The sequence below is a fragment of the Sphingomonas sp. HF-S4 genome (genome assembly GCF_032911445.1).
In the GTDB taxonomy this organism is placed as follows: Bacteria; Pseudomonadota; Alphaproteobacteria; order Sphingomonadales; family Sphingomonadaceae; genus Sphingomonas; species Sphingomonas agrestis.
Genome location: NZ_JAWJEJ010000001.1, coordinates 2,827,523 through 2,854,426 on the forward strand (window position 1 = coordinate 2,827,523; position 26,904 = coordinate 2,854,426).

Annotated in this window: 21 protein-coding genes; 15 read left to right on the forward strand and 6 right to left on the reverse strand. The window is 66.6% G+C overall.

Features of this window, described 5'->3' with window-relative positions:
* Nucleotides 1-104: 104 nt before the first annotated feature.
* Entirely contained in the window at nucleotides 105-4,781 is a 4,677-nt protein-coding gene (locus RZN05_RS12840) for an Ig-like domain-containing protein (protein ID WP_317226998.1), read from the reverse strand.
* 368 nt (nucleotides 4,782-5,149) lie between these two features.
* Here RZN05_RS12840 and RZN05_RS12845 point away from each other — a divergent pair, with 368 nt between their 5' ends.
* Nucleotides 5,150-6,115 (forward strand): C13 family peptidase, encoded by a 966-nt coding sequence (locus RZN05_RS12845; protein ID WP_317226999.1) that lies wholly within the window; start codon nucleotides 5,150-5,152, stop codon nucleotides 6,113-6,115.
* A gap of 64 nt (nucleotides 6,116-6,179) precedes the next feature.
* Complete coding sequence (locus RZN05_RS12850; protein WP_394804803.1) at nucleotides 6,180-6,731, forward strand: ClpP family protease; 552 nt, start codon at nucleotides 6,180-6,182, stop codon at nucleotides 6,729-6,731.
* A 16-nt stretch (nucleotides 6,732-6,747) separates the two neighbouring features.
* Here RZN05_RS12850 and RZN05_RS12855 read toward each other — a convergent pair whose 3' ends face one another.
* Nucleotides 6,748-7,491 (reverse strand): SDR family NAD(P)-dependent oxidoreductase, encoded by a 744-nt coding sequence (locus RZN05_RS12855; protein WP_317227001.1) that lies wholly within the window; start codon nucleotides 7,489-7,491, stop codon nucleotides 6,748-6,750.
* A 100-nt stretch (nucleotides 7,492-7,591) separates the two neighbouring features.
* Here RZN05_RS12855 and RZN05_RS12860 point away from each other — a divergent pair, with 100 nt between their 5' ends.
* The 4 genes from RZN05_RS12860 to RZN05_RS12875 all read left to right on the forward strand — a co-directional run bounded on the left by RZN05_RS12860 (nucleotide 7,592) and on the right by RZN05_RS12875 (nucleotide 11,969).
* The gene (locus RZN05_RS12860) at nucleotides 7,592-7,924 is read left to right on the forward strand and encodes an ArsR/SmtB family transcription factor (RefSeq protein ID WP_317227002.1); all 333 of its coding nucleotides are present in this window, start codon (nucleotides 7,592-7,594) and stop codon (nucleotides 7,922-7,924) included.
* 85 nt (nucleotides 7,925-8,009) lie between these two features.
* The gene (locus RZN05_RS12865) at nucleotides 8,010-8,792 is read left to right on the forward strand and encodes a succinate dehydrogenase iron-sulfur subunit (protein WP_317227003.1); all 783 of its coding nucleotides are present in this window, start codon (nucleotides 8,010-8,012) and stop codon (nucleotides 8,790-8,792) included.
* Nucleotides 8,793-8,891: 99 nt separating this feature from the next.
* Nucleotides 8,892-10,004, forward strand: a complete 1,113-nt coding sequence (gene zapE / locus RZN05_RS12870; RefSeq protein WP_317227004.1) for a cell division protein ZapE — start codon at nucleotides 8,892-8,894, stop codon at nucleotides 10,002-10,004.
* A 132-nt stretch (nucleotides 10,005-10,136) separates the two neighbouring features.
* Nucleotides 10,137-11,969, forward strand: a complete 1,833-nt coding sequence (locus RZN05_RS12875) for a glycoside hydrolase family 2 protein (protein ID WP_317227005.1) — start codon at nucleotides 10,137-10,139, stop codon at nucleotides 11,967-11,969.
* Nucleotides 11,970-12,119: 150 nt separating this feature from the next.
* On the opposite strand, the gene RZN05_RS12880 is transcribed toward RZN05_RS12875, so the two are convergent.
* Nucleotides 12,120-12,662 (reverse strand): winged helix-turn-helix transcriptional regulator, encoded by a 543-nt coding sequence (locus RZN05_RS12880; protein WP_317227006.1) that lies wholly within the window; start codon nucleotides 12,660-12,662, stop codon nucleotides 12,120-12,122.
* A gap of 55 nt (nucleotides 12,663-12,717) precedes the next feature.
* Between RZN05_RS12880 and RZN05_RS12885 the strand changes: the two genes are divergently transcribed.
* The 8 genes from RZN05_RS12885 (at nucleotide 12,718) to RZN05_RS12920 (ending at nucleotide 22,949) form a co-directional block, all read left to right on the forward strand.
* On the forward strand, nucleotides 12,718-13,134 hold the full coding sequence (locus tag RZN05_RS12885; protein ID WP_317227007.1) for a VOC family protein: 417 nt from the start codon (nucleotides 12,718-12,720) through the stop codon (nucleotides 13,132-13,134).
* A 214-nt stretch (nucleotides 13,135-13,348) separates the two neighbouring features.
* Complete coding sequence (mdh, locus tag RZN05_RS12890) at nucleotides 13,349-14,311, forward strand: malate dehydrogenase (RefSeq protein WP_317227008.1); 963 nt, start codon at nucleotides 13,349-13,351, stop codon at nucleotides 14,309-14,311.
* An 82-nt stretch (nucleotides 14,312-14,393) separates the two neighbouring features.
* The gene (gene sucD / locus RZN05_RS12895; RefSeq protein ID WP_317227009.1) at nucleotides 14,394-15,278 is read left to right on the forward strand and encodes a succinate--CoA ligase subunit alpha; all 885 of its coding nucleotides are present in this window, start codon (nucleotides 14,394-14,396) and stop codon (nucleotides 15,276-15,278) included.
* An 82-nt stretch (nucleotides 15,279-15,360) separates the two neighbouring features.
* Entirely contained in the window at nucleotides 15,361-18,291 is a 2,931-nt protein-coding gene (locus tag RZN05_RS12900; RefSeq protein WP_317227010.1) for a 2-oxoglutarate dehydrogenase E1 component, read from the forward strand.
* A 14-nt stretch (nucleotides 18,292-18,305) separates the two neighbouring features.
* Nucleotides 18,306-19,520: a 2-oxoglutarate dehydrogenase complex dihydrolipoyllysine-residue succinyltransferase gene (gene odhB, locus RZN05_RS12905; protein WP_317227011.1), complete on the forward strand. Its 1,215-nt coding sequence runs from the start codon at nucleotides 18,306-18,308 to the stop codon at nucleotides 19,518-19,520.
* 121 nt (nucleotides 19,521-19,641) lie between these two features.
* Nucleotides 19,642-21,036, forward strand: a complete 1,395-nt coding sequence (lpdA, locus tag RZN05_RS12910; RefSeq protein WP_317227012.1) for a dihydrolipoyl dehydrogenase — start codon at nucleotides 19,642-19,644, stop codon at nucleotides 21,034-21,036.
* Nucleotides 21,033-21,491, forward strand: a complete 459-nt coding sequence (locus RZN05_RS12915) for a DUF2314 domain-containing protein (RefSeq protein ID WP_317227013.1) — start codon at nucleotides 21,033-21,035, stop codon at nucleotides 21,489-21,491. Before lpdA ends, RZN05_RS12915 begins: the two co-directional genes overlap by 4 nt.
* Nucleotides 21,492-21,614: 123 nt before the next feature.
* Nucleotides 21,615-22,949, forward strand: a complete 1,335-nt coding sequence (locus RZN05_RS12920) for a serine hydrolase (RefSeq protein WP_317227014.1) — start codon at nucleotides 21,615-21,617, stop codon at nucleotides 22,947-22,949.
* 4 nt (nucleotides 22,950-22,953) lie between these two features.
* Here the strand turns inward: RZN05_RS12920 and RZN05_RS12925 are convergent, their stop codons facing one another.
* The gene (locus RZN05_RS12925) at nucleotides 22,954-23,628 is read right to left on the reverse strand and encodes a YoaK family protein (protein WP_317227015.1); all 675 of its coding nucleotides are present in this window, start codon (nucleotides 23,626-23,628) and stop codon (nucleotides 22,954-22,956) included.
* 78 nt (nucleotides 23,629-23,706) lie between these two features.
* Between RZN05_RS12925 and RZN05_RS12930 the strand changes: the two genes are divergently transcribed.
* Nucleotides 23,707-24,339 carry a trimeric intracellular cation channel family protein gene (locus tag RZN05_RS12930; RefSeq protein WP_317227016.1) on the forward strand — a complete coding sequence of 211 codons (633 nt, stop codon included), beginning with the start codon at nucleotides 23,707-23,709 and terminating at the stop codon, nucleotides 24,337-24,339.
* Between the two features lie 28 nt (nucleotides 24,340-24,367).
* Here the strand turns inward: RZN05_RS12930 and RZN05_RS12935 are convergent, their stop codons facing one another.
* Nucleotides 24,368-24,931 carry a GNAT family N-acetyltransferase gene (locus RZN05_RS12935; protein ID WP_317227017.1) on the reverse strand — a complete coding sequence of 188 codons (564 nt, stop codon included), beginning with the start codon at nucleotides 24,929-24,931 and terminating at the stop codon, nucleotides 24,368-24,370.
* Nucleotides 24,928-26,820 (reverse strand): signal peptide peptidase SppA, encoded by a 1,893-nt coding sequence (gene sppA / locus RZN05_RS12940; protein ID WP_317227018.1) that lies wholly within the window; start codon nucleotides 26,818-26,820, stop codon nucleotides 24,928-24,930. The genes RZN05_RS12935 and sppA overlap by 4 nt, the downstream gene beginning before the upstream one ends.
* Nucleotides 26,821-26,904 lie beyond the last annotated feature (84 nt).

The following is a 26,904-nucleotide window of genomic DNA, read 5'->3' on the forward strand; positions in this document are numbered from 1 at the left end:
AGGACGTTCAACGCGCATCTTGATAGCCCATGATAAGCAGTGCCCCGCGACCTGGATGGTCACGGGGCACGACTTTGGCTGCGAACTTCAACTTAGGCAAATGCTCAGAAGCCATGAGCCAGTTCGATCAGGTGGAGATTGAGCTTTGCGAGGCCGTCCACCGCGCTGCCGCCCACGCCGGTGAACGGACCGGTGCCGGTGCCGCCCAGGCCGCCAAAGGCGTCGGCAACGCCGTCGAGGTTGCCGTCGAGCCCGGCCTGATGCGTCGAATAATAATCCTGCGCACCGTATTTGACCTTGCTGGCATCGCTGACACCGAGCAGCGTGACGCTGCCGACGGTCAGCGTCAGCACCAGATCGTTGACGCCGTCGCCATTGGCGTCGTGCACCTTGGTCTGGGTGACCGTGACTCCGTCGTCGAGGATGATGAGATCCTCTGCGGTGTTGAAGTCGTAGATCGTGTCGTCGCCGAAGGTCGCCCCGAAGTGGAAGCTGTCCGAACCGGCACCGCCCCACAGCTTGTCATAGCCATAGCCGCCGATCAGCACGTCGTTGCCGTTGCCGCCGCGGAGCTGGTCGTCGCCGAGGTTGCCGAACAGCACGTCGTTGCCGTCGCCGCCGTCGAGCTTGTCGTTGCCGAGCCCGCCCGAGATCAGGTCGTGCCCGCCGAGACCATTGATCGTATCGTTGCCCAGGCCGCCGCCCCACAGGCGATCCTCGCCCGCGGTGCCGTTGATCGTATCGGCGCCGTAGGTACCGACCTTGACCACGCCGTCGGCGATGCCGGTAACCGTGACGTTGACCGTCGCAGTGCTGGTCAGGCCATTGGCGTCGGTGACGGTGTAGGTGAAGGTATCAATCTGCTTCTTGCCGGTCGCCAGCATGTCGAACGCGTCATTGTCGGCGACGTACTTGAGCGTCTTGGTCGCGGCGTCGAAGATCACCGTGCCGAGCGTGCCGCTGGTGTTGACCGAAGAGATCGAGAGCGTCGCGGTCTGGCCGGCATCCGGATCGCTGTCGTTTCCGAGCAGCGAGGTCCAGAGGTTGGCCGTGGTGGCATCTTCGTTGACTGCAACCTTGTCCGCGCTCGCAACCGGGGCTTCGTTGACGTCGGTCACCTTGATGGTGAAGCTCTGCTGGGTGCTGAGCCCACCGCTGTCGGTGACCTTGGCGACGACGTTGTACGAAGCGATCGCTTCGAAGTTGAGCGGCGCAGTGGTGGTGATCACGCCGGTGTTGGCGTCGATCACGAACAGCCCGCCGGCATTGTCGACTAGCGAATAGGTGAGCTTGTCGCCGGGCGTGTCGGTCGCCGAGACGGTGCCGACCGCCGTGCCAGCGGGCAGGTTCTCCGCAACGCTCGCGTTGCTGAGTGCAACGTCCTTCGGCGCGGCGCCGAGTCGGAGCAGCGCGACCTGGGCGTCGTGGTCGGTCGGGCGGCTGCCAGTGAACTCGGCGTTGAGGTGCACCGCGTCATACTGGGCATTGGCGACGAGGCCGCCGGTGACCAGGATGTTATCGATCAGCTGCGCGTTGCCGTTGAACATGTAGCTGTAGCGCTCTTCTTCGGAAAGGAGCGTGGCGAGGTTGGTGAACACGCCGCCCTGCGCCGCCTCGGTGAGCAGCTTCTGGGCATTCTCGAAATAGAAGCCGTTGAAGTCGCCGAGCACTGCGATGTTCATCGCGGGATCGTCGGCAAGGTGCGCCTGCACCCAGGCCTTGACCCCCGCCGCCTGCGCGGTGCGGGCGGCATCGCCGGCATCGGTGGCGGGCTGGTTGTCGCCCCATAGCGGATCGCTGCCGAGCCGCGAGGTGAAGTGGACGTTGATCGCAGTGACGGTCTGGCCGGCAAAGGCGAACTGCGCGACCAGCGGCTTCCGCGTGCCGTTATAGGCGGTGCCGTCGATCAGCTGGGCGCTGCCCTCGATATAGTTCACCCGATCGATATTGTAGAAATAGCCGTTGCGGATGTTGCCGCCGCCCTCGCCGCCGGTCGAGCCGGCAGTGGTCGGGGCGATCTCGACATAGGCGTATCGCTTGCCCGATTCGGCGTAGATCGCGTCGATCAGGCCCTGGGCGGTGACGGTGCCCGACAGGTTCGAGCCCGAGCCGGCGCCGTCGGCGTCCTGGATCTCCTGCGCGGCGAGGATGTCCGGCGCGCCGAGATTGTAGACGATGTCCTTGGCGAGGATCGTGAACTTGCCGTCCGACGTGTCGAGGTTCTCGAGATTGTAGGTCGCGATCGACAGGTTGTTGGCGTCGCCCTTGAGTACGGTGGTCTCGCGCGCGAGCGTCACGTCCTTGGTGACGCTCACCGCCTCGGTGACGATCACTTCGTAATTATCGAAGGCGTAGTTGACCACGCCGGTGACGCTGCTCAGCTGGTCGCCGATCGAATAGCCCGGGGTGAAGCCCGCGAACACACCGGCATCATCGTCGATCTGGATCTTCTCGGGGTTGTAGTCGGGAACACCCTGGCTGCCCGGCGAGATCGTCAGGCCGCCGCGACCGTTGAGCCCGGTGGCGCCGTTGCCGAACGAGGCGACGACGTCGGTCTCGCCGAACTCGTTGGTGTTCGAGACGACCTGGGGAGTCTCGATCGTGACGCGCATCCCTTCCAAGGATTCCCAGAAGTCGATGCCGTCGGTGGTCGGATCGTAGCTGGTGAGGCCGTCGTCATCGATCGCCTCGGCGGGTGGCAGAACGCCGTTGGCACCGAGCAGCACGGCGCTAGGCAGCGCGTTGCCGTGGCTGTCGATCGTGACCGTCGGCGCGACGATCTCGGTGAGGCTGAGCCCGGTGGTCGCCGCCTGGAACTCGGCGACGGTGCCGCGCACGGTCACGCCGTCGCCCACGACGACGGTCGGCGCGGTGCTGGTGAACACGAACACCGCATCCGACGTGCGGGCATTGCCGTCGCCGACCGCCATCTGGAGGTAGAAGCCGTTACTGTCGACCGCGGTGACGATGCCGGCGGTCGACACCTTCTGGTCGACATAGGCCGAGGCATGACCCTCTCCCTGGATCTGGGCGATCGTCAGCGCGATCGGATCGTCGTTGGTGATCGTGCCGATCGCGAGGCCGTCGTCGATGATGACGTTGCCGGTGGTCGCGCCGAGCGAGACCGACAGCGTCTCGTTGGGCTCGCCGACGGTGTCGCCCTTTACCGGCACGACGATCTGCTTGGAGAATTCGCCGGGGGCGAAGCTGATCGTGCCCGACAGGATCGCGCCGGGGGCGAGATCGTCCGCCGTCGCGGTGCCGTCGAGGTTGATCGTGTAGGCGACGCTCGCGGCGTTGGCGCTGCCGCCGGCGCGGGTAACGGTGAAGACGAGGTTCGACGTGCCGCTATCGCCCTCGGTGACGCGCGCGTCGCCGATGCGGATGTGGCTGGGGCCGTTGGCGGGAAGGAAGGTCTGCCCGTCGTTGAGCGTGCCGAAGCTGTCGTCCGAAGCCGCGGCCCAGGTGAAGTCGCCATAGCTCGACCCGTTGCCCTTGAGCTGGAGCGAGAGGCCGATCGGATCCGAGCCGCCCTGCGAGACGCCGATATCGGTGCTGGTCACGCCGGCCGCGGGGGTGCCGGCGGCGGCGGTGAAGGTGCCTTCGTAGGAGAGCAGCTGGATCACCGTGCCGTCGGGCGCGATCAGCGCGATGCCGTCGGCATTGCCATTCTGGATGCCGTTCGAAGGATAGCTGAACGACACCGCGCCGAAGCCGTTGCCTTCGTCGTCGATCACGCCGGTCAGGTTGGTGGTGGTGTAGCTCGGTGCGGCATCCGGCGTGTTGGTGCCGTTGTAGAGAACGAGCTTGTAGCCGGCGAGGTTGGTGCCGGCGACACCGGCGATCTCGATCGCCTCGCCGGCATCGGTGCCGGCATTGTCGTAGTGGATTTCGTTGATGAACACGTTCGCGGCCGGCGCGGGGGGCGCCGCGTCGTCGTTGGTGATCGTGCCGATGGCGACCGCGTCGCCGAGCGTGACGCCGCCCTGCGGCGCGCTCAGCGTGACGGTGAAGGTCTCGTTCGATTCGAACGCGGTGTCGCCCTTGACCGGCAGGCGGATCTCGGCGGTGGTGGCGCCGGCGGCGAAGCTCACCGTGCCGGTGGCGCTGAAGCTTCCGAAGTCGCTGGCATCGGTGGTGCCGAAGCTCACCGTGTACGTAGCCGAGACCGCGCCGGCGCTGCCATCGGCGCGCGTGACGGTGAAGACGATGTCGGTGGTGCCGCTATTGCCCTCGATGACCGAGGCGTCGGCGATGTTGAGCGTGCCGGGCTGGGGCGTCGCGCCGCCGAAGGTCTGGCCGGCGTTTACGCCGCCGGGCGTGTCGTTGCCGATCGCCGCCCAGGTAAAGTCGCCATATTGCGTGCCGGTGCCGACCAGGCCGATCGAGCCGCCAACCGGGGCAGAGGTGCCTTCGGAGACGCCGATATCGGTACTGGTCATGCCGGCGGCGGGGCCGTTGGTCGCAGTGAACACGCCTTCGTAGCTGAGGAACTGAACGACGACACCGTTGGGATCGACCAGCGCGATGCCATCGGGCGAGCCGTTCTGGACGCCGTCGACCGGGTAGGTGATGCCGCGCGTACCGAAGCCGTTTTGCTGGTTCGCGAGCGCGCCGCTCAGCGTGACCGTGTTGTAGCTCTGCCCGTTCGCGCCATTGTAGAGGATGACCTTCCAGCCGGTCAGGTCCGTGCCGGCGGCGCCGGCGATCTCGATGAACTCGCCGGTATCGGTGCCGGCATTGTCGTAGTGAAACTCGTTAATGAACACGTTGGCGGCCATGATCGATCCTCTGTTGCTCGACGGTCGCGGGCCGAGACGGGCACCGGACAGGGAAGCGCAATGATAGGGAGACGCAGGAACTGGCGCTTGGCTAGGCAGCGATCATGACAGCAGCGTTGCGCCGCACAACGGACTTGTGCCGCGATCGGACATTTCCGCTTAATTTCTGTGGATAATCATCGCGCTGGCGCAGCGACTAGGCGGTTGCGAGATTTTCTCGTCCTGAAACAGGACAGTCTCGGCGGTGGGCAGTCCTCCGCGTTACGGCCCGCCTGATCGTGCAGCGTGCCGGGGGCGCAGGCAGCGGGGATGGGTTGACTTCCTTGCCACGCGCACGAGATTGACCCGATCGGTTCGGGGGCAGGCGTATGCGTTTCGCGTTCCATGCATGGGTGGCAGCTGCGGCATTGCTCGGCGCGGCACCGGCATCGACACAAATCGTCCAGGTCGCTCATACCAAGGAATGGCCGCAGATCCTCGCCAGCGCGAGCCAGTCGGAGATGGCCGCGGCGCTGGCGCTCGGCCCGCAGCTCGAGCGCGGACGGCCCGCCACTTGGCTACTGCAAGACCGCCGCAAACTCGCCCGCGCGCTGGACGCGCTCCAGCCGCAGCGTGCCGGAACGGTCGATGCGTATGTCGTCTCGATCGCGCTCGACAGCGACCCGGTATTCGGGCGGGAGGCCCGCGAAACCGCCAAGGTGCTGTCGCGCCGCTACGATGCCGCGGGCCGCACCCTCCTGCTCGCGCGCAACGGCGACGCTCCGGCCGGCAGCCTCGAAGCGCTCACCCTCGGCCTCGCCCGCGTGGCGGAACTCATGGACAAGAAGCAGGACGTGCTTGTCCTCTACGTCACCAGCCACGGCGCCAAGGTCGGCATCGCCTATCATGACGGCGACGAGGGATACGGCATCCTCTCGCCCGATCGCCTTGCCGGCATCCTCGACGAGCTCGGCATCCGCAACCGGCTGCTGATCCTCTCGGCCTGCTATTCGGGGGTCTTCGTGCCGGTGCTCTCGAACCACGAGACCGCCTTGTTTACCGCGGCCTCATCGGATCGCACCTCGTTCGGCTGCCGCGCCGAGAATGACTGGACCTTTTTCGGCGATGCGCTGATCAACCACGCGCTGCGCAAGCCGCAACCGCTGGGCGATGCGCTGATCGAGGCGCGCGCGCTGATCAGCGACTGGGAAACCTCGGGTCGCCTGCCTTCCTCCAACCCGCAGGCGACGGTCGGCGAAGGTGTCGAGGCCTGGCTCGATCCGCTCGAGGCGCGCATGCCCAAGACTGCAACGCCCCGCGTGGGTGCGCCCGCAACCGATGCGCTGAAGCCATAGCTCGGAACCGCAACCCTCGACGGTAGTTGCGCTGGCGATGACCGACACCCCAGAAAACCGCGCCATGCGCTACCCCCTGCTCAGCCAGCCGCATATCATCCTCCACGGCCCGGTGGACCATGACATGTATGCGCGCTTCCGCGAGCAGCTCGCCGCCGCGCCCGCGGACGGCCCGCTGGTCGTCGCGATCTCGACCCTGGGGGGCGATCCGGAAGTCGCCCGGCTGATGGGCGACGAGCTCCGCCTGCTGCGCGAATATACCGGCCGCGAGACGCTCTTCCTCGGCAAGGTCGCCGTCTATTCGGCGGGCGCTACCTTCATGGCGAGCTTCCCCACCGACAAGCGTTTCCTCACCCGCGGCACGCGGATCATGGTGCATGAGCGCATCCTCACCAAGACGGTCGAGCTGTCGGGCCCACTCAAGAGCGTCGTCGCCGGATTGAAGGCCAATCTCCACGAGATCGAGGAATCGGTGCGGATCGAGGAGGAGGGCTTCCGCGCGCTCGTCGCGGGATCGAAGATCGCGTTCGAGGAAGTCCAGAAGCGCGCGCCTTCGAACTGGTATATCGAGGCCGAGGAGGCGCGCGACCTCGGCCTCGTGCTGGATCTGATCTAACGGACTGTCGGGCGGTTTACGCCGTCGCGCCGCCATCGATATCGATCGTCGTGCCGGTGATGAACGACGATTCGTCGCTCGCCAGGAACGAAGCCAGTGCGGCGACTTCTTCCGCGCGGCCATAGCGGCCCAGGGGAATGTTGGGCAGCATGATCTTGGCCATGTCGCCATCGGCGGGGTTCATGTCGGTATCGATCGGCCCGGGCTGGATCACGTTGACCAGGATGCCGCGCGACGCGAGATCGCGCGCCCAGCCGCGTGCCAGTCCCTGCACCGCCGACTTGCTGGCGCCATAGCTGGCCATGCCGGGGATCATCGAGACATCGCCCGATACGCTGCCGACGATCACGACCCGGCCGCCATCGGCGAGATGCGGCACCGCCGCCACCGTGCCCGCGGCAACGCCATCGACATTGACTGCGAACACCCGGCGGAAGTCGTCATACCCGCCCTGATCGACCGGCGTGCCGCCAAAGACCCCGGCATTGTGGACGAGGATGTCGAGCCCGCCCAGCGTCTGGGCCGCCTGATTGACCGCCGCGGTCACCGCAGCGGCATCGCCCGCATCGGCCTGTACCGCCAGCCCCTTCACGCCTTCGCCTTCGATCGCCTTGACGGTCGCGGCAGCGGCCTCGTGATTGCCGGCATAGGTGATGACGACATCGGCGCCGTCTTCCGCGAGCCGCTTGGCGATCGCCGCGCCGATCCCGCGCGATCCGCCAGTGACCAGTGCGCGCTTGCCTGCGAGTTTTTTCGACATTTCCAAATCTCCGGTCCCCAGCCGATCGCTTCGCCGGCTGCCGGGACGGACGCTGATCTGGGGTGCGCGTTAGATAGTTCAAGATTTCCGAACTATGGAAATGGCGAAGCATTCCTATATCGGCCTCATGGATCGCCTTGTGCACCCCGACCTCAAGGACGTCAGCCTCGCCGCGGCGCTGCACGCGCTCGCCGATCCGGTGCGGCTCGACATCATCGCGCGGCTGGTCGAATGCCCGTGCCTCAACGCCAGCACTGCCTGTGCCGGTGGCACGCCCAAGAGCACGATCTCCAATCACCTCAACGTGCTGCGCGCCGCGGGGCTGGTGGAGACCACGATCGAGGGCCGCGAGCGGATCAATCGCCTGCGCTGCACCGATTTCAATGCGCGCTTTCCGGGTCTTCTCGAGTCGGTGCTCGCCAACAAAGCCTGAGCTCCCGCGGACCTACGGGGTTGCGCTGCGAGTGCGAAAGGCATAGCCCGCGCACCAACTATCGTGTCGCTAAGGACTCCGAGGAATGGCCGATTTCCGTCTGCCCAAGAACAGCCGCATCACCAAGGGCAAGGACCACAAGGCCGACGCGTCCGCGACGCGCGTCAAGAAGTTCAAGATCTATCGCTACGATCCGGACTCGGGCGAGAACCCGCGCTATGACAATTTCGAAGTCGATCTCGACGAATGCGGCCCGATGGTTCTCGACGCGCTCATCAAGATCAAGTCCGAGCAGGATAGCTCGCTGACCTTCCGCCGCTCGTGCCGCGAAGGCATTTGCGGGTCGTGCTCGATGAACATGGACGGCCGCAACGGCCTCGCCTGCACCACCGCGATCGATGACATCAAGGGCGACATCCGCATCACGCCTTTGCCGCACATGGACGTCATCAAGGACCTCGTCCCCGATTTCACGCACTTCTACGCGCAGTACAGCTCGATCAAGCCGTGGCTGCAGACGGTCAGCACCACGCCCTCGGGCAAGGAGCGCCTCCAGAGCCCCGAGCAGCGCGAGAAGCTCGACGGCCTGTATGAGTGCATCCTGTGCGCCTGCTGCTCGACATCATGCCCGAGCTATTGGTGGAACAGCGACAAGTTCCTCGGCCCCGCGATCCTGCTCCAGGCCTATCGCTGGCTCGCCGACAGCCGCGACGAGATGACCGGCGAGCGGCTCGACCAGCTCGAGGATCCGTTCCGCCTCTATCGCTGCCACACGATCATGAACTGCGCGAACGTCTGCCCCAAGGGCCTCAACCCGGCCAAGGCGATCGCCGAGATCAAGAAGATGGAAGCCGAACGCGCACTCTGATCATGCCCCTTCCCGTCATCCCGGCGAAAGCAGGGATCCCAAGCCGCATTCCGCCGTCGCACGAGAACCCGGCTTTCGCCGGGATGACGGGGTGCTGAAATGAGCAAGGTTCTCACCCGCTATCGCGAGCTCGTCGCCGCGGGCGAGCTCCGCGCCGACCCCGAACAGGCCGCCGCGGCGGAACGGCTCGACGCGCTCGCCCAGCAGCTCGAAGCCGTCCCCAGAAAGGGCAGCATCCTCTGGCGCGCGCTCGGTCGCGCCCCTGAACCGCCCCGCGGCGTCTATATGTGGGGCGGCGTCGGCCGCGGGAAATCGATGCTGATGGACCTGCTGTTCGACAACGTCGACATCCGCCGCAAGCGCCGCGTCCATTTCCACGAATTCATGCTCGAAGTGCACGAGCGTCTCAACGTCGAGCGCCAGAAGGACACCGCCGATCCCGTCGTCGCGGTCGCCGACGCGCTGGCCGACGACATCCGCCTGCTCGCCTTCGACGAGATGGTGGTCAACAATCCCGCCGACGCGATGATCCTATCGCGGCTGTTCACCGAGATGATGGGACACGGCCTCACCGTCGTCGCCACCTCGAACCGCGCGCCGAACGACCTCTACAAAGATGGCCTCAACCGCCAGCTCTTCTTGCCCTTCATCGCGCTGATCGAAGGCAAGATGGACGTGCTGACGCTCAATGGCCCGGTGGACTACCGGCTCGATCGCCTGGGCAGCATAAATACCTGGCTCGTCCCCAATGGCCCCGAGGCCACCGCCGCGCTCTCAGCCGCCTTTTTCCGCCTCACCGATTATCCGGTCGAGGATCGCGCCCGCGTTCCGGCATGCGACCTGCCGATTCCCGGCGGCCGCTCGATCCACGTCCCCAAGGCGCTGAAGGGCGTCGCGGTATTCTCGTTCAAGCGGCTGTGCGGCGAGGCGCGCGGCGCGCCCGACTATCTCGCCATCGCGCACCGCTTCCACACCGTCATCCTCGTCGGCATCCCGCGGCTCGGCCCCGAGAACCGCAACGAGGCTGCGCGATTCGTCACGCTGGTCGACGCGCTCTACGAGAACCGCGTCAAGCTCCTCGCCGCGGCGGACGCCAAGCCCGACGACCTCTATATCGCCGGTGACGGCGCCTTCGAGTTCGAGCGCACCGCTTCGCGGCTGCATGAGATGTCGTCGGACGAGTATCTCGCAGAAGGGCATGGCGAGCGCTGATCCCCCGACCGAATTAAGCGCACCGACCCACCCCGTTCGTGCTGCGCTTGTCGAAGCACCGTTTTTCTCTCTATCCTCGACGCAAGAACAGGGCAGCGCTTCGACAAGCGCAGCACGAACGGGGAGAGTTGGATGCGTCTGCTTGCGACCTTGTGGCTATTGGTCGGCCTCTTCGCCCCCTCCGCTTTCGCCCAGCCCGTCCTGGTTGCCGCGGACATGCGCGAAAGCTTCAGCCTAAACGGCGCATGGCATTGGTCGGTCGATCCGCTGCGCGACGGCATAGCGGGGTTTCACGGCGGCCCACCCAATCCGAGCACGCAGCGCTGGCAGGATCGCGTCCAGGCCGAGGTCCAGGCCGCCAACCCTCGCGCGCTGTTCGAATTCGACATGCAGCGCTCACCCGTCACCCACCTTCCCGGCGGCTGGATCGGCCATGCGCCGGAGATGCGCTACTATCAGGGGCTGGTCTGGTACCAGCGCACCTTCGAGACCCCGCTCCCTGCGCCCGGCAAGCGCGTGTTCCTTCGCTTCGGCGCCGCGGACTACACCGCTGACGTCTGGCTCAACGGTCAGAAGGTCGGCACCCACAAGGGCGGCTTCACCCCCTTCGCCTTCGACGTGACCAAGTTGCTGCGCGCGGGCAGCAACCAGATCACCGTCGGCGTCGATTCGGCGCGGACGATGGACGATGTCCCCGGCACGATCACCGACTGGGAGACCTATGGCGGGATTACGCGCGGCATCGATCTGATCACAACCTCGGATACCTATGTCGACGATGCCTGGGTCCGCCTGACCCGCGACGGCCGCATCGCCGTTACCGCGAAGCTGGACGGCCCCGCCGCGGCCGGCCAACGGGTGCGCGTCGCGATCCCCGCGCTCGGCTTCGCAATCGAAGGTATCACCGATGCGGAAGGCCGGCTGGAAGCCGTCCGCGCCGCCCCGCGCGGGCTCAAGCGCTGGTCGCCCGACAGCCCCACGCTCTACGATGTCGAGCTCAGCGCCGGCGAGGATCGGCTGAAAGACCGCATCGGCTTCCGCACAGTCGAGGTCCGCGGCACGCAGATCCTGCTCAACGGCAAGCCCCTCTTCCTGCGCGGCATCTGCATGCACGAGGAAGAGCTTGGCAAAAACCCGATCCGCGCGATCACGCCGGGCGCCACCCGCGCGCTGCTCGGCGAGATCAAGTACGGCCTGCACGGCAATTTCGTGCGCCTGGCCCATTATCCCCACAACGAGATCACCACCCGCATGGCCGACGAGCTTGGCCTCCTCGTGTGGAGCGAGATCCCGACCTATTGGCGCGTCAACTGGGAGAACCCCGAAACGCTCGCCACCGCGCGCCGCCAGCTGCGTGAGAACATGCTGCGCGACCGCAACCGCGCCTCCATCGTGCTGTGGAGCGTCGCCAACGAAACTCCGATCAACGACGCCCGCAATGGCTTCCTCCGCACGCTGATCGGCGACGTGCGCGCGCTCGACGACAGCCGGTTGGTCACCGCCGCCTTGCTCAGCAAGAAGGTCGACGGCGTCCAGACCAGCGACGACCCGCTGGTCACCGATCTCGATGTGATGGCGATCAACACCTATGGCGGCTGGTATTCGGACGACAGCTTCGCGCAGGTTGCGGCGCAGCAATGGCGGCTACCCGCGAAGCCGCTGATCTTCTCCGAATTCGGCGCCGATACGCTGGCGGGCTATCACGACAAGGCCGCCGATCCGCACAAGTTCAGCGAGGAATTCCAGGCCGACTATTACCGCGCCACGCTGGCGATGGCGGCGAAGGTTCCCCAGCTCGCCGGCCTCTCGCCCTGGATCCTCAAGGACTTCCGCTCACCGCGCCGCCAGCATTCGGTGTTTCAGCAGGGCTATAACCGGAAAGGGCTGATCTCCGAGACCGGCGAGCGCAAGCTGGCGTTCGAGGTGCTGGCGGAGGAATATCGCAAGCGAGCCGCCCCCAAATAGCAGCCGTCACCCCGGCCGAAGTGCCGGAGTCCACTGCGCCGCCGGGAGAGATGTATGCGGAGGCGCGTGGGAACAACCGCGAGCTCTTCCTTCGTCGCCCGGTGGACCCCGCCACTTCGGCCGGGGTGACGGAGGTTTAGGTTCGCTTGGTCACCCCGCCATCACCCCCGCAAGATCCCGGCCCCGCCCGCTAAGCCCATACAGCGGCACCACCGGGAACCGATCCTCCAGCCGCCGCGTCACCAGATCCTGCCCGATCATCGCCTGCAACGTCTGCGACAGCGCGCGCGGCGTCACCGGCGCGAGCCGCGCCTGGACCTCGCCGAACCGGCTCCATTCGGGTACCAGTCCCGCCACCAGCGGCAGGCTCCAGCGCGACAGGTCGCCTGCGCCGAGACCCAGCCGCTCGCGCTCGCCCAGGATGCGCTCGCACAGCGCCCCGACCGGCCGTCCCATCTCGCTCAGCAGATATTCGGGCCGCAGCGGGTGGCCGTGCCTGGGATTGGGGATCACCCAGAAGCAGCCGCGCAGATGCTCGAGGCAGCGGGTCAGGCTGTGCGCCGACAGGCCATAAGCGCGCGCGATCACCGCGAAGCGCGCGCCGCCCTCGCGGCTGAGCAGCGCCATCACCGGCAGCGCCCAGCGATTGGCGCCGAGTGCGCGCAGCACGTCGATCGGAACGGGCGTTGACATCCTGACCGTTTCACTATCAGCTATACAAATGGAAGCAAAGAGGGGAACCGAGTCGATGAATGCCACCACGCTTGCCGATACCGCCGCAGCCACCACCCGCGTCGCCTATGACGGGGTGCTGACCTGCGCGCTCAACGTCACCGACCTCGATCGCGCGATCGCCTGGTATGGCGAAATGCTCGGCATGAAACTCGCCTATCGCGTCGACGAAATCGCCTGGGCCGAACTGGTCAGCCCCGTGTCGCGGGTTACGCTCGGCCTGTCGCAGGTCGAGCAGGTCCCCGCGGGCGGCGGCGCCACGCTCACCTTCGGCGTCGTCGACATCCACGCCGCCAAGGCCGCGCTCGATGCCGCCGGCGTGCGCCAGGACGGCCCGATCCAGACCATTCCCGGCATGGTGAGCCTAGTCACCTTCTACGACCCCGACGGCAACGCATTCATGTTCGCGCAGGATCTAAACCCGGCATCCTAGCGTTGAATGCGCGGCCCCAATCCGCATGCCCCTGTCAGGCGATGCGGACGCCAAGGCTCGGCCAAGTCCTTATTGCAGTTGCGAATTATTCGCAAAGATAATGTCGTCTCCTTGCGCGTCGCGGGTTGCGGAGGCTCTATTATAGGCCTAAGCCGCCCGCGTTTTCGCAGGCACAGCTGCGTCTGCGGCTGCTTGACCAGAGCAAGGAGATTCCATGGCCCGCAAGAAGATCGCGCTTATCGGCGCCGGCAACATCGGCGGTACGCTCGCGCACCTCGCTGCACTCAAGGGCCTGGGCGACATCGTCCTGTTCGACGTGGTCGAGGGCGTGCCGCAGGGCAAGGCGCTCGATCTGTCGCAGTGCGGCCCGGTCGAAGGCTTCGATTCGAAGATCACCGGCACCAATGACTATGCCGACATCGCTGGCGCCGACGTGATCATCGTCACCGCCGGTGTCGCCCGCAAGCCCGGCATGAGCCGCGACGATCTGCTCGGCATCAACCTGAAGGTCATGAAGGCCGTCGGCGAAGGCATCGCCGCCAACGCTCCCGACGCGTTCGTGATCTGCATCACCAACCCGCTCGACGCGATGGTCTGGGCGCTGCGCGAATTCTCGGGGCTGCCGCACCAGAAGGTCGTCGGCATGGCCGGCGTGCTCGATTCGGCGCGCTTCAGCCACTTCCTCGCCGAGGAGTTCCAGGTCTCGGTCAAGGACGTCAACAGCTTCGTCCTCGGCGGCCACGGCGACACGATGGTGCCGGTGCTCGAATATTCGACCGTCTCGGGCATCCCGGTCAGCGACTTGATCGCGATGGGCTTCTCGACCCAGGAGCGCATCGACGCGATCGTCCAGCGCACCCGCTCGGGCGGCGGCGAGATCGTCGGCCTCTTGAAGACCGGCTCGGCCTTCTACGCCCCGGCCACCTCGGCGATCGCGATGGCCGAGAGCTATCTCTACGACAAGAAGCGCGTCCTGCCCGCGGCGGCGCACCTCACCGGCCAGTATGGCGTCGACGATCTCTACGTCGGCGTGCCGATCATCATCGGCAAGGACGGCGTCGAGAAGATCATCGAGATCAACTTGACCGACGAAGCCAAGGCCAACCTCACCGTCTCGGTCGACGCGGTCAAGGAACTGCTCGTCGCCTGCAAGGGCATCGACGAGAGCCTCAATTAAGCAACAACCGTCACCCCGGCGAGAGCCGGGGTCTCGTGCGATACGGTCCCGGCTTTCGTCGGGAGGACGAAAGAGAGACCCAATGAGCATCCTCGTCGACAAGAACACCAAGGTCATCACCCAGGGCATGACCGGGGAGACCGGCAGCTTCCACACCAAGGCGGCGCTGGAATATGGCACCCAGATGGTCGGCGGCGTGACGCCGGGCAAGGGCGGCACCGAGCATCTCGGCCTGCCGGTGTACGACACCGTCGCCGAGGCCAAGTCGAAGACCGGCGCCGATGCGTCGGTGATCTACGTGCCGCCTCCCTTCGCGGCCGATTCGATCCTCGAGGCGATCGACGCCGAGATCCCGCTGATCGTCACGATCACCGAAGGCATCCCAGTGCTCGACATGGTCCGCGTCAAGCGCGCGCTGTCGGGCTCCAAGTCGCGCCTCATCGGCCCGAACTGCCCCGGTGTGCTCACCCCCGGCGAATGCAAGATCGGCATCATGCCCGGCAGCATCTTCTCTAAGGGTTCGGTCGGCGTCGTAAGCCGTTCGGGCACGCTTACCTATGAAGCCGTGTTCCAGACCACCAATGCCGGGCTCGGCCAGACCACCGCAGTCGGCATCGGCGGCGATCCGGTCAACGGCACCAACTTCATCGACGTGCTCGAACTCTTCCTCGCCGACGAGGCGACCAAGTCGATCATCATGATCGGCGAGATCGGCGGCGACGCCGAGGAGCAGGCCGCGCAGTTCCTGATCGACGAGGCCAAGCGTGGCCGCAAGAAGCCGATGGCCGGCTTCATCGCGGGCCGCACCGCGCCTCCGGGGCGGCGCATGGGCCATGCCGGCGCGATCGTCTCGGGCGGCAAGGGCGACGCTGAGAGCAAGATCGCGGCGATGGAAGCCGCCGGCATCCGCGTTTCGGCGAGCCCCTCGCTGCTCGGCGAGACGCTGGTCGAAGTGTTGAAGGGCTGATCCACTAGGCCGTCATCCCGGCGAAAGCCGGGATCGCGTGCCGCATGAGACCCCGGCGTTCGCAGGGGTGACGAGGTGTAGAATGGGCTATGAAGGCCTGGATTTCGAGCAGATCGCCGGCGGGGTGAGCCCCGCCTTCATCGAGACGCTGTATCGCCGCTACCAGGCGGATCCCGCCGGCATCGAGCCGCAGTGGCAGCAGTTCTTCGAAGGACTCGAAAACACCGCTTCGGGCCCGAGCTGGGCCAATCCGCGCTGGCCGCTGTCGGACACCGACACGCTCACCGCCGGGCTGGATCCCACGCAGATGGAGCCCGCGCCCAAGCCTGCCAAGGGCGGCGCCGCGCCCAAGCCCGCCGCCCCCGCCGCGTCGCAGGACGATATCGTCAAGGCCGCGAACGATTCGATCCGCGCGATGCTGCTGATCCGCACCTATCGCGTGCGTGGTCACCTTGCCGCGAACCTCGATCCGCTCGGCCTCGCCCGGCAGAACCTGCCCGCCGACATGACGCCCGAATATCACGGCTTCACCGGCGCCGATCTCGATCGCCCGATCTATCTCGGCGGCACGCTTGGCCTCGAGAAGGCGACCATCCGCGAGATCGTCGACATCCTGCGCGCCAATTATTGCGGCAATGTCGGCCTCGAATACATGCACATCGCCGATGTCGAGGAGCGCCGCTTCCTCCAGGATCGGATGGAAGGCAAGGACAAGGAAATCCACTTCACGCCCGACGGCAAGAAGGCGATCCTTTCCAAGGTGATCGAAGCCGAGGAGTGGGAGAAGTTCCTCGGCCGCAAATACGTCGGCACCAAGCGCTTCGGGCTCGACGGCGGCGAAGCGATGATCCCCGCGCTCGAAGCGGTGATCAAGTACGGCGGCGCCACCGGCATCCGCGAGATCGTCTATGGCATGGCGCATCGCGGCCGCCTCAACGTTCTGGCCAATGTGATGGCCAAGCCGTTCCGCGTGATCTTCCACGAATTCGGCGGCGGCTCGGCGAACCCCGAGGATGTCGGCGGCTCGGGCGACGTGAAGTACCATCTCGGCACCAGCACCGATCGCGAGTTCGATGGGATCAGCGTCCACATGTCGCTGGTCGCCAACCCGTCGCACCTCGAGGCGGTCAACCCGGTCGTACTAGGCAAGTCGCGCGCGCTCCAGACGCTGCGCGGCGATCTCGCCGAGCACGAGCAGGTGCTTCCGGTGCTGATTCATGGCGACGCGGCGTTTGCGGGCCAGGGGATCGTGTGGGAATGCCTCGGCTTCTCGGGGATCCGCGGCTACAATACCGGCGGCTGCGTCCACTTCATCATCAACAACCAGGTCGGCTTCACGACGAGCCCGCAATTCGCACGCTCCTCGCCCTATCCCTCGGACGTCGCCAAGGGCGTCCAGGCGCCGATCCTCCACGTCAACGGCGACGATCCCGAGGCAGTGACCTTTGCGTGCAAGGTCGCGGTCGAGTTTCGCCAGAAGTTCAAGCGCGACGTCGTGATCGACATGTGGTGCTATCGCCGCTTCGGCCATAACGAAGGCGACGAGCCGAGCTTCACCCAGCCGCTGATGTATAAGGCGATCCGCCAGCATCCGCCGGTGAGCCAAGTCTATGCCAAGCGCCTCGCCGCCGAGGGCGTGGTCGACCAGGGCTTCGTCGACGAGAAGACGCAGCAATTCACCACGCTGCTCGAAGGCGAGTTTGAGGCGGGCAAGTCGTATCTTCCCAACAAGGCCGACTGGTTCGCCGGCCGCTGGTCGGGCCTCGGCGCACCCGCGGATGCCGAAAGCGCCCGCCGCAGCGTCGATACCGGCATCGAGAAGAAGCTGTTCGACAGCCTCGGCCGCACGCTGACCGAGGTTCCCGAGGGCACCGAAATCCACAAGACACTCGCCCGCGTGCTCGATGCCAAGCGCACCATGTTCAAGTCGGGCGAGAATTTCGACTGGGCGACCGGTGAGGCGCTGGCGTTCGGCGCGCTGCTCTCCGAAGGCTTCGGGGTGCGCCTGTCGGGCCAGGATTCGGGCCGCGGCACATTCAGCCAGCGCCACGCCGTCTGGGTCGACCAGAAGGACGAGCACAAATACGTGCCCCTCTCGACGATCCGCCACGGCAATTTCGAAGTGCTCGACAGCCCGCTCTCCGAATATGGCGTGCTCGGCTTCGAATATGGCTATGCCTCGGCCGATCCCAAGGCGCTGGTGCTCTGGGAGGCGCAGTTCGGCGACTTCGTCAACGGCGCACAGATCATGATCGACCAGTTCATCACCGCGGGCGAGGCTAAGTGGCTGCGCGCCAACGGCCTGGTGATGCTGCTGCCGCACGGCTATGAGGGCCAGGGCCCCGAGCACAGCTCGGCTCGCCCCGAGCGCTTCCTCCAGGCGTGCGCGCAGGACAATATCCAGGTCGCCAACGTCACCACCCCGGCGAACTATTTCCACATGCTGCGCCGGCAGATGCACCGGAATTTCCGCAAGCCGCTGATCGTGATGACGCCCAAGTCGCTGCTCCGCCACAAGCTGGCGGTATCGAAGACCGAGGACTTCTTGGGCGACAGCCACTTCAAGCGCATCCTCTCCGATCCCTCGGCCCCGGCCGATACGGACGTGAAGCGCCTCGTGCTGTGCACCGGCAAGGTCGCCTACGACCTGATTGAGGCGCGCGACGCGGCGGGCGACAAGAACACCGCGATCGTCCGCATCGAACAGCTCTATCCCTTCCCCGGCGAACCGCTCACGGCGCGCCTCAAGAAAATGGCGAATGTCGAGGAAGTGATCTGGGCGCAGGAAGAGCCGAAGAACAACGGCTATTGGTTCTTCGTCGAGCCGCTCATCGAGCAGTGCCTGGTCGATGCCGGGGTCAAGTCGCAGCGGCCGCGCTATGCCGGCCGCGCCGCGGCGGCATCGCCCGCCACCGGGCTGATGAAGCGCCACACTGCCGAACAGGGCGCGCTCGTCGCCGAAGCACTTGGTCACAGCGTTCGCGAAGAGATTCGCCGGACGCGGAAATCGTAACGAGGTAGAAGAAAATGGCAGACGTTAAGGTCCCGGTCCTCGGCGAATCGATCACCGAAGCGACGCTCGGCGAATGGCTCAAGAATCCGGGTGATCCGGTCAAGCTCGACGAGCCGATCGCCAGCCTCGAGACCGACAAGGTCTCGGTCGAGGTCCCCTCGCCCGTAGCGGGCGTTATGGGCGACCAAATCGTCAAGGTCGGCGACACCGTCGCGGTCGGCGCCGTCATCGCCACGGTCGGCGAAGGCGGCGGCGCTGCCGCATCACCCAGCCCCGCCCCCACTGCCGAGTCCACCCCGGCGCCCGCAGCCGCCGCCCCGGCCCCGGCTCCCGCATCTGCTGAGGCAGCCGCGCTCTCCCCGTCGGTCCGCCGTGCGGTGCTCGAAACCGGCGTCGATCCCTCGACTGTCCAGGGCACTGGCAAGGACGGCCGCCTGACCAAGGACGACGTCGTCGCCGCAGCGGCCGCCAAGCCCGCCGCAGCCCCCGCCGCGACGCCGGCGCCTGTCGCAGCCGCTTCGTCGGGCGGCCGCAAGGAAGAGCGCGTCCGCATGACGCGCCTGCGCCAGACCGTCGCCAAGCGGCTCAAGGAAGCGCAGAACACCGCCGCGCTGCTGACGACGTTCAACGACGTCGACATGACCGAAGTCATCGCTGCGCGCACCAAGTACAAGGACTTGTTCGAGAAGAAGCACGGCGTCCGCCTGGGCTTCATGGGCTTCTTCGTGAAGGCCGCCGTCCAGGCGCTGCGCGACATCCCCTCGGTCAACGCGTCGATCGAAGGCGACGAGATCGTCTATCATGACTATGCCGACATCTCGGTCGCGGTCTCCGCGCCGCAGGGTCTCGTCGTCCCGGTGATCCGCGACGCGCAGGACCTGTCGGTGGCTGGCATCGAGAAGACGATCGGCGATTTCGGCAAGCGCGCCAAGGATGGCACGCTCAAGATGGAAGACATGAAGGGCGGCACCTTCACCATCTCGAACGGCGGCGTGTTCGGCTCGCTGATGTCGACGCCGATCATCAACCCGCCCCAGTCGGCCGTGCTCGGCCTGCACCGCATCGAGGACCGCCCGGTGGTCCGCGACGGCCAGGTCGTCGTCCGCCCGATGATGTACCTTGCGCTGTCCTACGATCACCGCCTGATCGACGGCCGCGAGGCAGTGACCTTCCTCGTCGCGCTGAAGAACGCGATCGAGGATCCGACCCGTCTGCTGATCGACCTGTAAAGCGCAGGTAACGATACCCACATTCCGTTCGGGCTGAGCTTGTCGAAGCCCCGTTCTTCTTTCTCGGACGGAACCAGAGAAGTACGGCCCTTCGACAAGCTCAGGGCGAACGGAGTGACAAATGGCTGAATACGACTTCGACGTTCTCGTGATCGGCTCCGGCCCCGGCGGCTATGTCGCCGCGATTCGCGCTGCGCAGCTCGGGCTGCGCACCGGCTGCGTCGAGAGCCGCGAGACTTTGGGCGGCACCTGCCTCAATGTCGGCTGCATTCCGTCCAAGGCGCTGCTTAACGCCTCGGAGAAGTTCTATGAGGCCGCTTCGGGCGCGCTCGCCAAGCATGGCGTCAAGCTGGGCAGCGTCGAGCTCGACCTCCCCGCGATGATGGCGGACAAGGCCAAGGCCGTCACCGGCCTCACCGGCGGCATCGAGTTCCTGTTCAAGAAGAACAAGGTCGAATGGGTGAAGGGCCTCGGCACCTTCGTCGATGCGCACACCGTCCAGGTCGGCGAGCGGAAAGTCACCGCCAAGAATATCGTCATCGCCACCGGCTCGTCGGTCACGCCGCTTCCCGGCGTCGAGATCGACCAGAAGGTCGTCGTCGATTCGACCGGCGCGATCGCGCTCGAGAAGGTCCCCGAGCACATGGTCGTCATCGGCGGCGGTGTGATCGGGCTCGAGCTCGGCTCGGTGTGGCAGCGCCTCGGCGCCAAGGTCACCGTCGTCGAATTCCTCGACCAGCTCCTCCCCGGCATGGACGGGGACGTGCGCAAAGAGGCCGCCAAGATCTTCAAGAAGCAGGGCATGGAGATCAAGCTCTCCACCAAGGTCACCGGCGTCGCGGTAAACAGCGGCAAGGCGATCGTGACCGTGGAGCCGGCCGCGGGCGGCGCTGCCGAGACGATCGAGGCCGATGCCGTGCTCGTCTCGATCGGCCGCCGTCCCAACACCGACGGCCTTGGCCTCGACGCGATCGGCCTCGCCACCAACCAGCGCGGCCAGATCGAGACCGACCACAGCTTCCGCACCAAGGTCGACGGCGTCTGGGCGATCGGCGACGTCATCCCCGGCCCGATGCTCGCGCACAAGGCCGAGGACGAAGGCATTGCGGTCGCCGAGAACATCGCCGGCCTCACCGGCATCGTGAACCACGATGTCATCCCGAGCGTGGTCTACACGCACCCCGAGATCGCCGGCGTCGGCCTCACCGAGGAGCAGGCGCGCGAAAAGGGCGAGGTCAAGGTCGGCAAGTTCCCGATGGCGGGCAACAGCCGCGCCAAGGCGATCGACGACACCACCGGCTGGGTAAAGGTGATCGCCGACGCCAAGACCGATCGCGTGCTCGGCGCCTGGATCATCACCGCGCCCGCCGGCACGATGATCGCCCAGGTCGCCCAGGCGATGGAATTCGGCGCCACGTCCGAGGACATTGCCTATACCTGCCACGCGCACCCGACGCACAGCGAGGCGATCAAGGAAGCCGCGATGGGCGTCCTCGGCAAGCCGATCCACGTATGACGATGGCCGGCGCGGCGTTGCTCCTGCTCGCCGCGCCGCCCACGCTTGCGCTCCAGGACGCGCCCATCGCCGTTCCCGCCGGCGACCCCGAGATGGCTGCCGCAACCCTCAAGGCACGCGCCGGCCTTCCCGTCTTCTTCGGCCATGCCACCGCGCCCAGCCCAGACGAGGGCGGGTTCATGATCAAATATGATCTGCTCCCCGGCCCGGCCTCCGAATTCATCTGGGCTGAGATCGTCTCCCACCGCGGCGACACCAGCGTCGCTCGCCTGCTCAACAAGCCGCTCGCCCCCGGCTTCGTCCAGGGTCAGCAGGTCAGCGTCCGCGATGGCGAGGTGGAGGACTGGGCCTATTGGCATGCCGGCACCCTGATCGGCGGCGCGACGATGCGCGTGCTGATCGCGCGGATGCCCGCCGCCGACGCCAAGGCGATGCGCGACCGGTTCGGCTGGTAGCGGCCCCGTCGCCCCGGCCGCACGCAACTTCGGGCGACTACCCCCAAGCGCCAGGCAAATTGCCCGGCTTGTGATCCGCCCCTACGTGTTATACTAACATAATACACAACCGAGGGGGACCCTATGCATCGCTTCGCCATCAGCCTGTTGGCACTGAGCCTTTGCGCTTCGCCGGCGCTGGCGCAGGATACCGGCCGGATGCAGCAGGTCGTCGCTGCCGATGCCGACAAGGGCGAGTTCATGGGCGCCGTGCTGGTCGCGCGCGAGGGGCAGATATTGCTCGACCGCGGCTTCGGCTCGGCGAACCTCGAATGGAAGATCCCCAATGACGGCACTACGAAGTTCCGCCTCGGTTCGGTCAGCAAGCAGTTCACCGCCGCCGCGATCCTGATTTTGCAGGAACGCGGCAAGCTGAGCCTCGATGCGCCGGTGAAGACCTGGCTGACCGATGCGCCGGCGGCCTGGGATAAGGTCACCATCCGTCACTTGCTCAGCCACACTGCGGGCATCCCCAATTTCACCGGCTTCGACGACTATGAGAAGACCAAGACGCTCCCCGCGACGCTCGAAAGCCTGACCGCGCGCTTTCGCGACAAGCCGCTCGAGTTTCAGCCCGGCGAGAAGTTCGCCTATTCCAACTCGGGCTATATCCTGCTCACTACGATCGTCGAGAAGGCAAGCGGACAACCCTATGCCACCTTCGTCGCCGATCAGCTCTTCAAGCCGCTGGGCATGGCGGACAGCGGCTATGACAATCGCGCCACGGTGCTGCCGCGTCGCGCGTCGGGATATACCCCCTCGCCGCGCGGCGTGGTGAATACCGACTATATCGACATGACCATTCCCCAGGGCGCCGGCGCGCTTTATTCGACCACGCATGATCTGCTCAAATGGACCAACGGCCTGTTCGGGGGGAAGCTGCTCAAGCCCACATCGCTCCAGGCGATGACTACGCCGGTCAAGGACGATTACGGCCTCGGCCTGTTCATCGCCAAGACCAATGGAGGGACGGTGATCAATCACGGCGGCGGGATTGAGGGCTTCAACACCTGGCTAGGCTATGATCCCGATCGCAAGCTGACCGTGGTGGTGCTGGGCAATCTCAACGGCGCCGCGCCGAACCGGCTCGGCAATTCGCTGATGACTCTGGCGCGCGGTGAAACCGTGACGCTCGCTACCGAGCGCCAGACTATCGCGGTGCCGATCGAGAAGCTCCGCGAATATGAGGGCGTCTACGAGCTGAGCCCGACCTTCGCGTTCACCATGAAGGTCGAGAACGGCAAGCTGATGACCCAGGCCACCGGCCAGCAGGCGTTGGAGCTGTTCGCAGAAAAGCCCGACCAGTTCTTCCTCAAGGTCGTCGATGCGCAAGTGCGCTTTTCGCGGGACGCGGCGGGCAAGGTGACCGGCCTGGTGCTCCACCAGAACGGGCGCGACATGCCGGCCAAGCGCAAGTAGCGCCTCAAGCGGCGGGGGACGAAGCCGGAGGCCCCTTCCGCACGCCCGTCAACCGCGCGACCGCCACGGTGAGCCCCGCCGCGATCAGCGCCGCCAGCCACAGCGCGTCCCAGCCCCAGCGCAGCTGGCTCGCCGCGCCAGACACGACCCCGGCGAGGAAGCCGAGCCACAGCGCCAGATACGGCACCCAGCTCCAGCGATCGCGATCGCCCATCAGCGCGCCGGCGAGCTTCTGGCCGATCCGCACCAGCGATCCGGTCATATAGGTCAGCCCGATCGTCACTTCGCCGTCGCGGTTGAACACCCCGTTCTCGGTGCCCATCGCCGCGGCGAGCAGGACGAGCACCAGCGGCCCCGGCGTTACGCTCGAAACGATCGCAGCGAGCGTCAGCAGGATCGTCACCACGCCCATCACCGCGGTCTTGTGGCGATCCCCGGTGGCGCGCACGAGCACGCTCGACACGATCACGCCGCCGACAAAGGCAAGGATCAGCCCCGCCGCGATCGCCGCCGCGCCGCCGACCCCGGTGCCGAGCCCGACGCCCAGCCGCGTGGTGTTGCCGCTCATGAACGAGGCGAAGAACCCGCCCAGGCTGGTGAAGGCAAAGGCGTCGACGAAACCTGCGAGCGCCGCCAGGCAGACGGCGACGGCAATCAACGGCGATTCAGTCCGGTGCATGGCCCTCCCAATGCCGCAGCGCGGCGCGCGCCGCCACCCCGTGTTTGACGTGCCGCCACCAACAGGGGACAAGGCGCCATGCAAGCCCAGGTCGCCGCCCAGATCGGCCCGATCCTCCCCGTGCTCGACCTGTTCGGCATCGCGGTGTTCGCCGCGACGGGCGCGCTCTCCGCCACGCGCCGCGCGCAGACCTTCGTCACTGCCGCCTTCTTCGCGCTGATAACCGGAGTCGGCGGCGGCACGGTGCGCGACCTGCTGATCGGCGCGCCGGTCTTCTGGGTGCATGATGCCAAGGTGGCGGCGATGATCCTCGGCGTCGCGGTGCTGATCTGGCTGACGCCGCAGCGCTGGTGGAGCGACCGGACGTTCGACTGGCTCGATGCGCTTGGCCTCGCCGCTTATGCCGCGTTCGGCGCCGCCAAGGCGCTCGGCTACGGCATCCCGCCGATCCCCGCCGCGCTGATGGGGGTGATGACCGCGTGCGTCGGCGGGATCATCCGCGACGTGCTGGTCGGCGAGCCGTCGATCCTGATGCGCCCCGAGCTCTACGTCACTGCCGCCGCGCTCGCCTCGGCGGTCTATGTTGCGCTGAGCCTCGCCGGCCTCACCCCGCTCGCCGCCGGCCTGATCGCCGCGACCGCCGGCTTCGCGCTACGCGCCGCGGCGATCGTCTGGAAGCTGCATTTGCCGGCGTATCGCGGACGGCGCTGATCCTCCCCGGAACGGGGAGGAATTTAGGCTATCCCCGCACCACTCCCACGTCGCTGAACTTCTTCGGCTCGACTGGCGGCACCACCGGCTCGTTGAGCTCGCATTGCCAGAAACCAACATCGATCCACTGGCCGTGCTTGAACCCGACCTCGCGGTACACCCCCGCGCGGCGGAACCCCACGGCCTCGTGCAGCTTGATCGAGCGGTCGTTGGGGAGCGTGATCGCCCCGATCGCATGGACGAACCCTTGCGCGCGCAGCGTATCGACCAGCGCCTCGTAGAGCAGCCGCCCCACCCCCGTGCCGCTCGACGCATCTGTCAGGTAGATCGACGTCTCGCAGACATAGCGGTACGCGGGCCGGTCGCGGAACTTGCTGGCATAGGCATAGCCGATCACTCCGCCGCTGTCCGCATCGCCCTGCGTCGCGACCAGCCACGGATAGAGCCCGTCGCTCGCCGCCATCCGCGTCCGCATCGCGCGCGCGTCGGGCGGCTCGATCTCGAACGAGGCGGTGCCGGTCAGCACGTGCGGCGCATAGATCGCCGCGATCGAGCCCGCATCCTCGGGCGTCGCCGCGCGGATCGCGATCACAGGCCGATCCTCGCCAGCAGCATGTCCATCAAGCTCTTGTCCTCCGCTTTGATCACCTTGGGCGCCAGCCCCATGCACTCCAGGCACCGCGCCTGCACCGATCCGCCCGCCGCCAGCCGCCGTGCGTCGCCCAGCGCCTGGCCGAGCAGCGCGCGCCGCTCGATCGCGATCCGGCCATACAGATCGGCTCCCGCCGGCTGGTCGGCCCAGTCGTCGTCCTCGCCGCCGCCGCCCATCAGCCCCGCGGCGAACTGCATCCACGCGCTCGGCGCCTTCTCCAGATACACCGCGTGCACCTTGGCCGGGTCGAGCTTCGCCCGCTTCGCCGCCTCGGCGATCGCGTCGTCGATCCCGCCGAAGCGGTCGACCAGCTTGAGCTGATGCGCCACCCCGCCGATCCACACCCGGCCCTGGCCGATCTCGTCCACCCGCTGCGGCGTCAGCTTTCGCGCCTTCGCGACCAGATTGATGAAGCGCGAATAGCCGCTCTCGATCGCCGACTGGAGGATGCGGTCGGTAGCCGCATTGGTCCCGCCCATCACGTCGGGCTGGCCCGAGAGTGGCGTCGTACGCACCCCGTCGGTGGTCACGCCGATCTTGGCGAGGCTGTTCTCGAAGGTCGGCAGCACTCCGAAGATGCCGATCGACCCGGTGATCGTCCCCGGCTCGGCAAAGATCGTGTCGCCCGCAGTCGACACCCAATAGCCGCCGCTCGCCGCGAGGCTGCCCATCGACACCACCACCGGCAGCCCCTGCGCCTTGGCCTGGAGGATCGTCTGGCGGATCTGCTCGGAGGCCATCGCCGATCCGCCCGGCGAATCGACACGCACCACCAGCGCCTTCAGCTTCTTCTCGGCGAGCCCCTTGAGCAGCAACCCGCTGACGGTATCGCCCGCCGCGGTCCCCGGACCACCCTTGCCGTCGACGATCTCGCCTGCGACGGTGATCACTCCGATCGCGTCGCCGCCGGTCGGCGCCGGATTGGCGACGATCCAGTCGCCGAGCTTGATCGCGTTGAAATTCCCCGCAGGCTTGCCGGCCGGCGCACCGGCGATCTCGGCGACGCGCTTGCCGAATGCCAGCCGGTCGCCGACCTTGTCGACCAGCCCATAAGCCAGGTTCGACGCGGCGATGTCGCCGCCCGCCCCCGCCACGACTTCGTCAGGCTTGCTCAGGTAATCGGCGACCCGCGCCTTGGGTCGCGCCTTGGCGACGTCCTCGCGCCACTGGGTGAACAGCGCGCCATACAGCGCTTCGTTCGCCGCACGCGCCTCGGGCGACATGTCGGCGCGCATATAGGGCTCGACCGCCGACTTGAACTTGCCCACCTTGTAGACGTGCGCATTGACGCCAAGCTTGTCGATCAGTCCCTTATAATAAAGCTGCGTGCCCCCCGGCCCGGCGAACAGGCTGCCGCCCAGCGGATTGACCCAGATCTCGCTGGCATTGGCCGCCAGCCGATACCCCGAATCGGTATAGGCAGTGGCATAGGCAAGCACCGGCTTGCCGCTCGCGCGCACCTTGGCAACGGCGTCGGCGACATCACCGATCGCGGCGGGATAGCCGCCCATGAAGCGGTCGAGATCGAGCACCACGGCCTTGACTCGCGCATCGGTGCGCGCGGTATCGAGCGCGCGCAGCACGTCGCGCAGCCGGTGCTGCCTGGTCACTTCGCCGCCGCCAAAGCTCGCAAACGGATCGGCTTCCTCGGGCTGCTCGACCAACGTCCCGTCCAGCGCCACCACCAGCGCGCCGTCGCGGATCGCCGCCTTGTTGGGCTTGTACGAAAGCGCTGCGAACAGCCCGGCGAAGAACAGCAGCATCAGCGCCAGGACCAGGAAGTCCTTGATGCCGACCAGTATCTTCCACGCGCCCCGAACCAGTTTCACGTCGCACCGCTCCTCGAATAGCGCCTCCTGCTACCGGATGGCGCCGGGCGAGTAAACGGGCCGTGTATTATCCAGGCAACACAG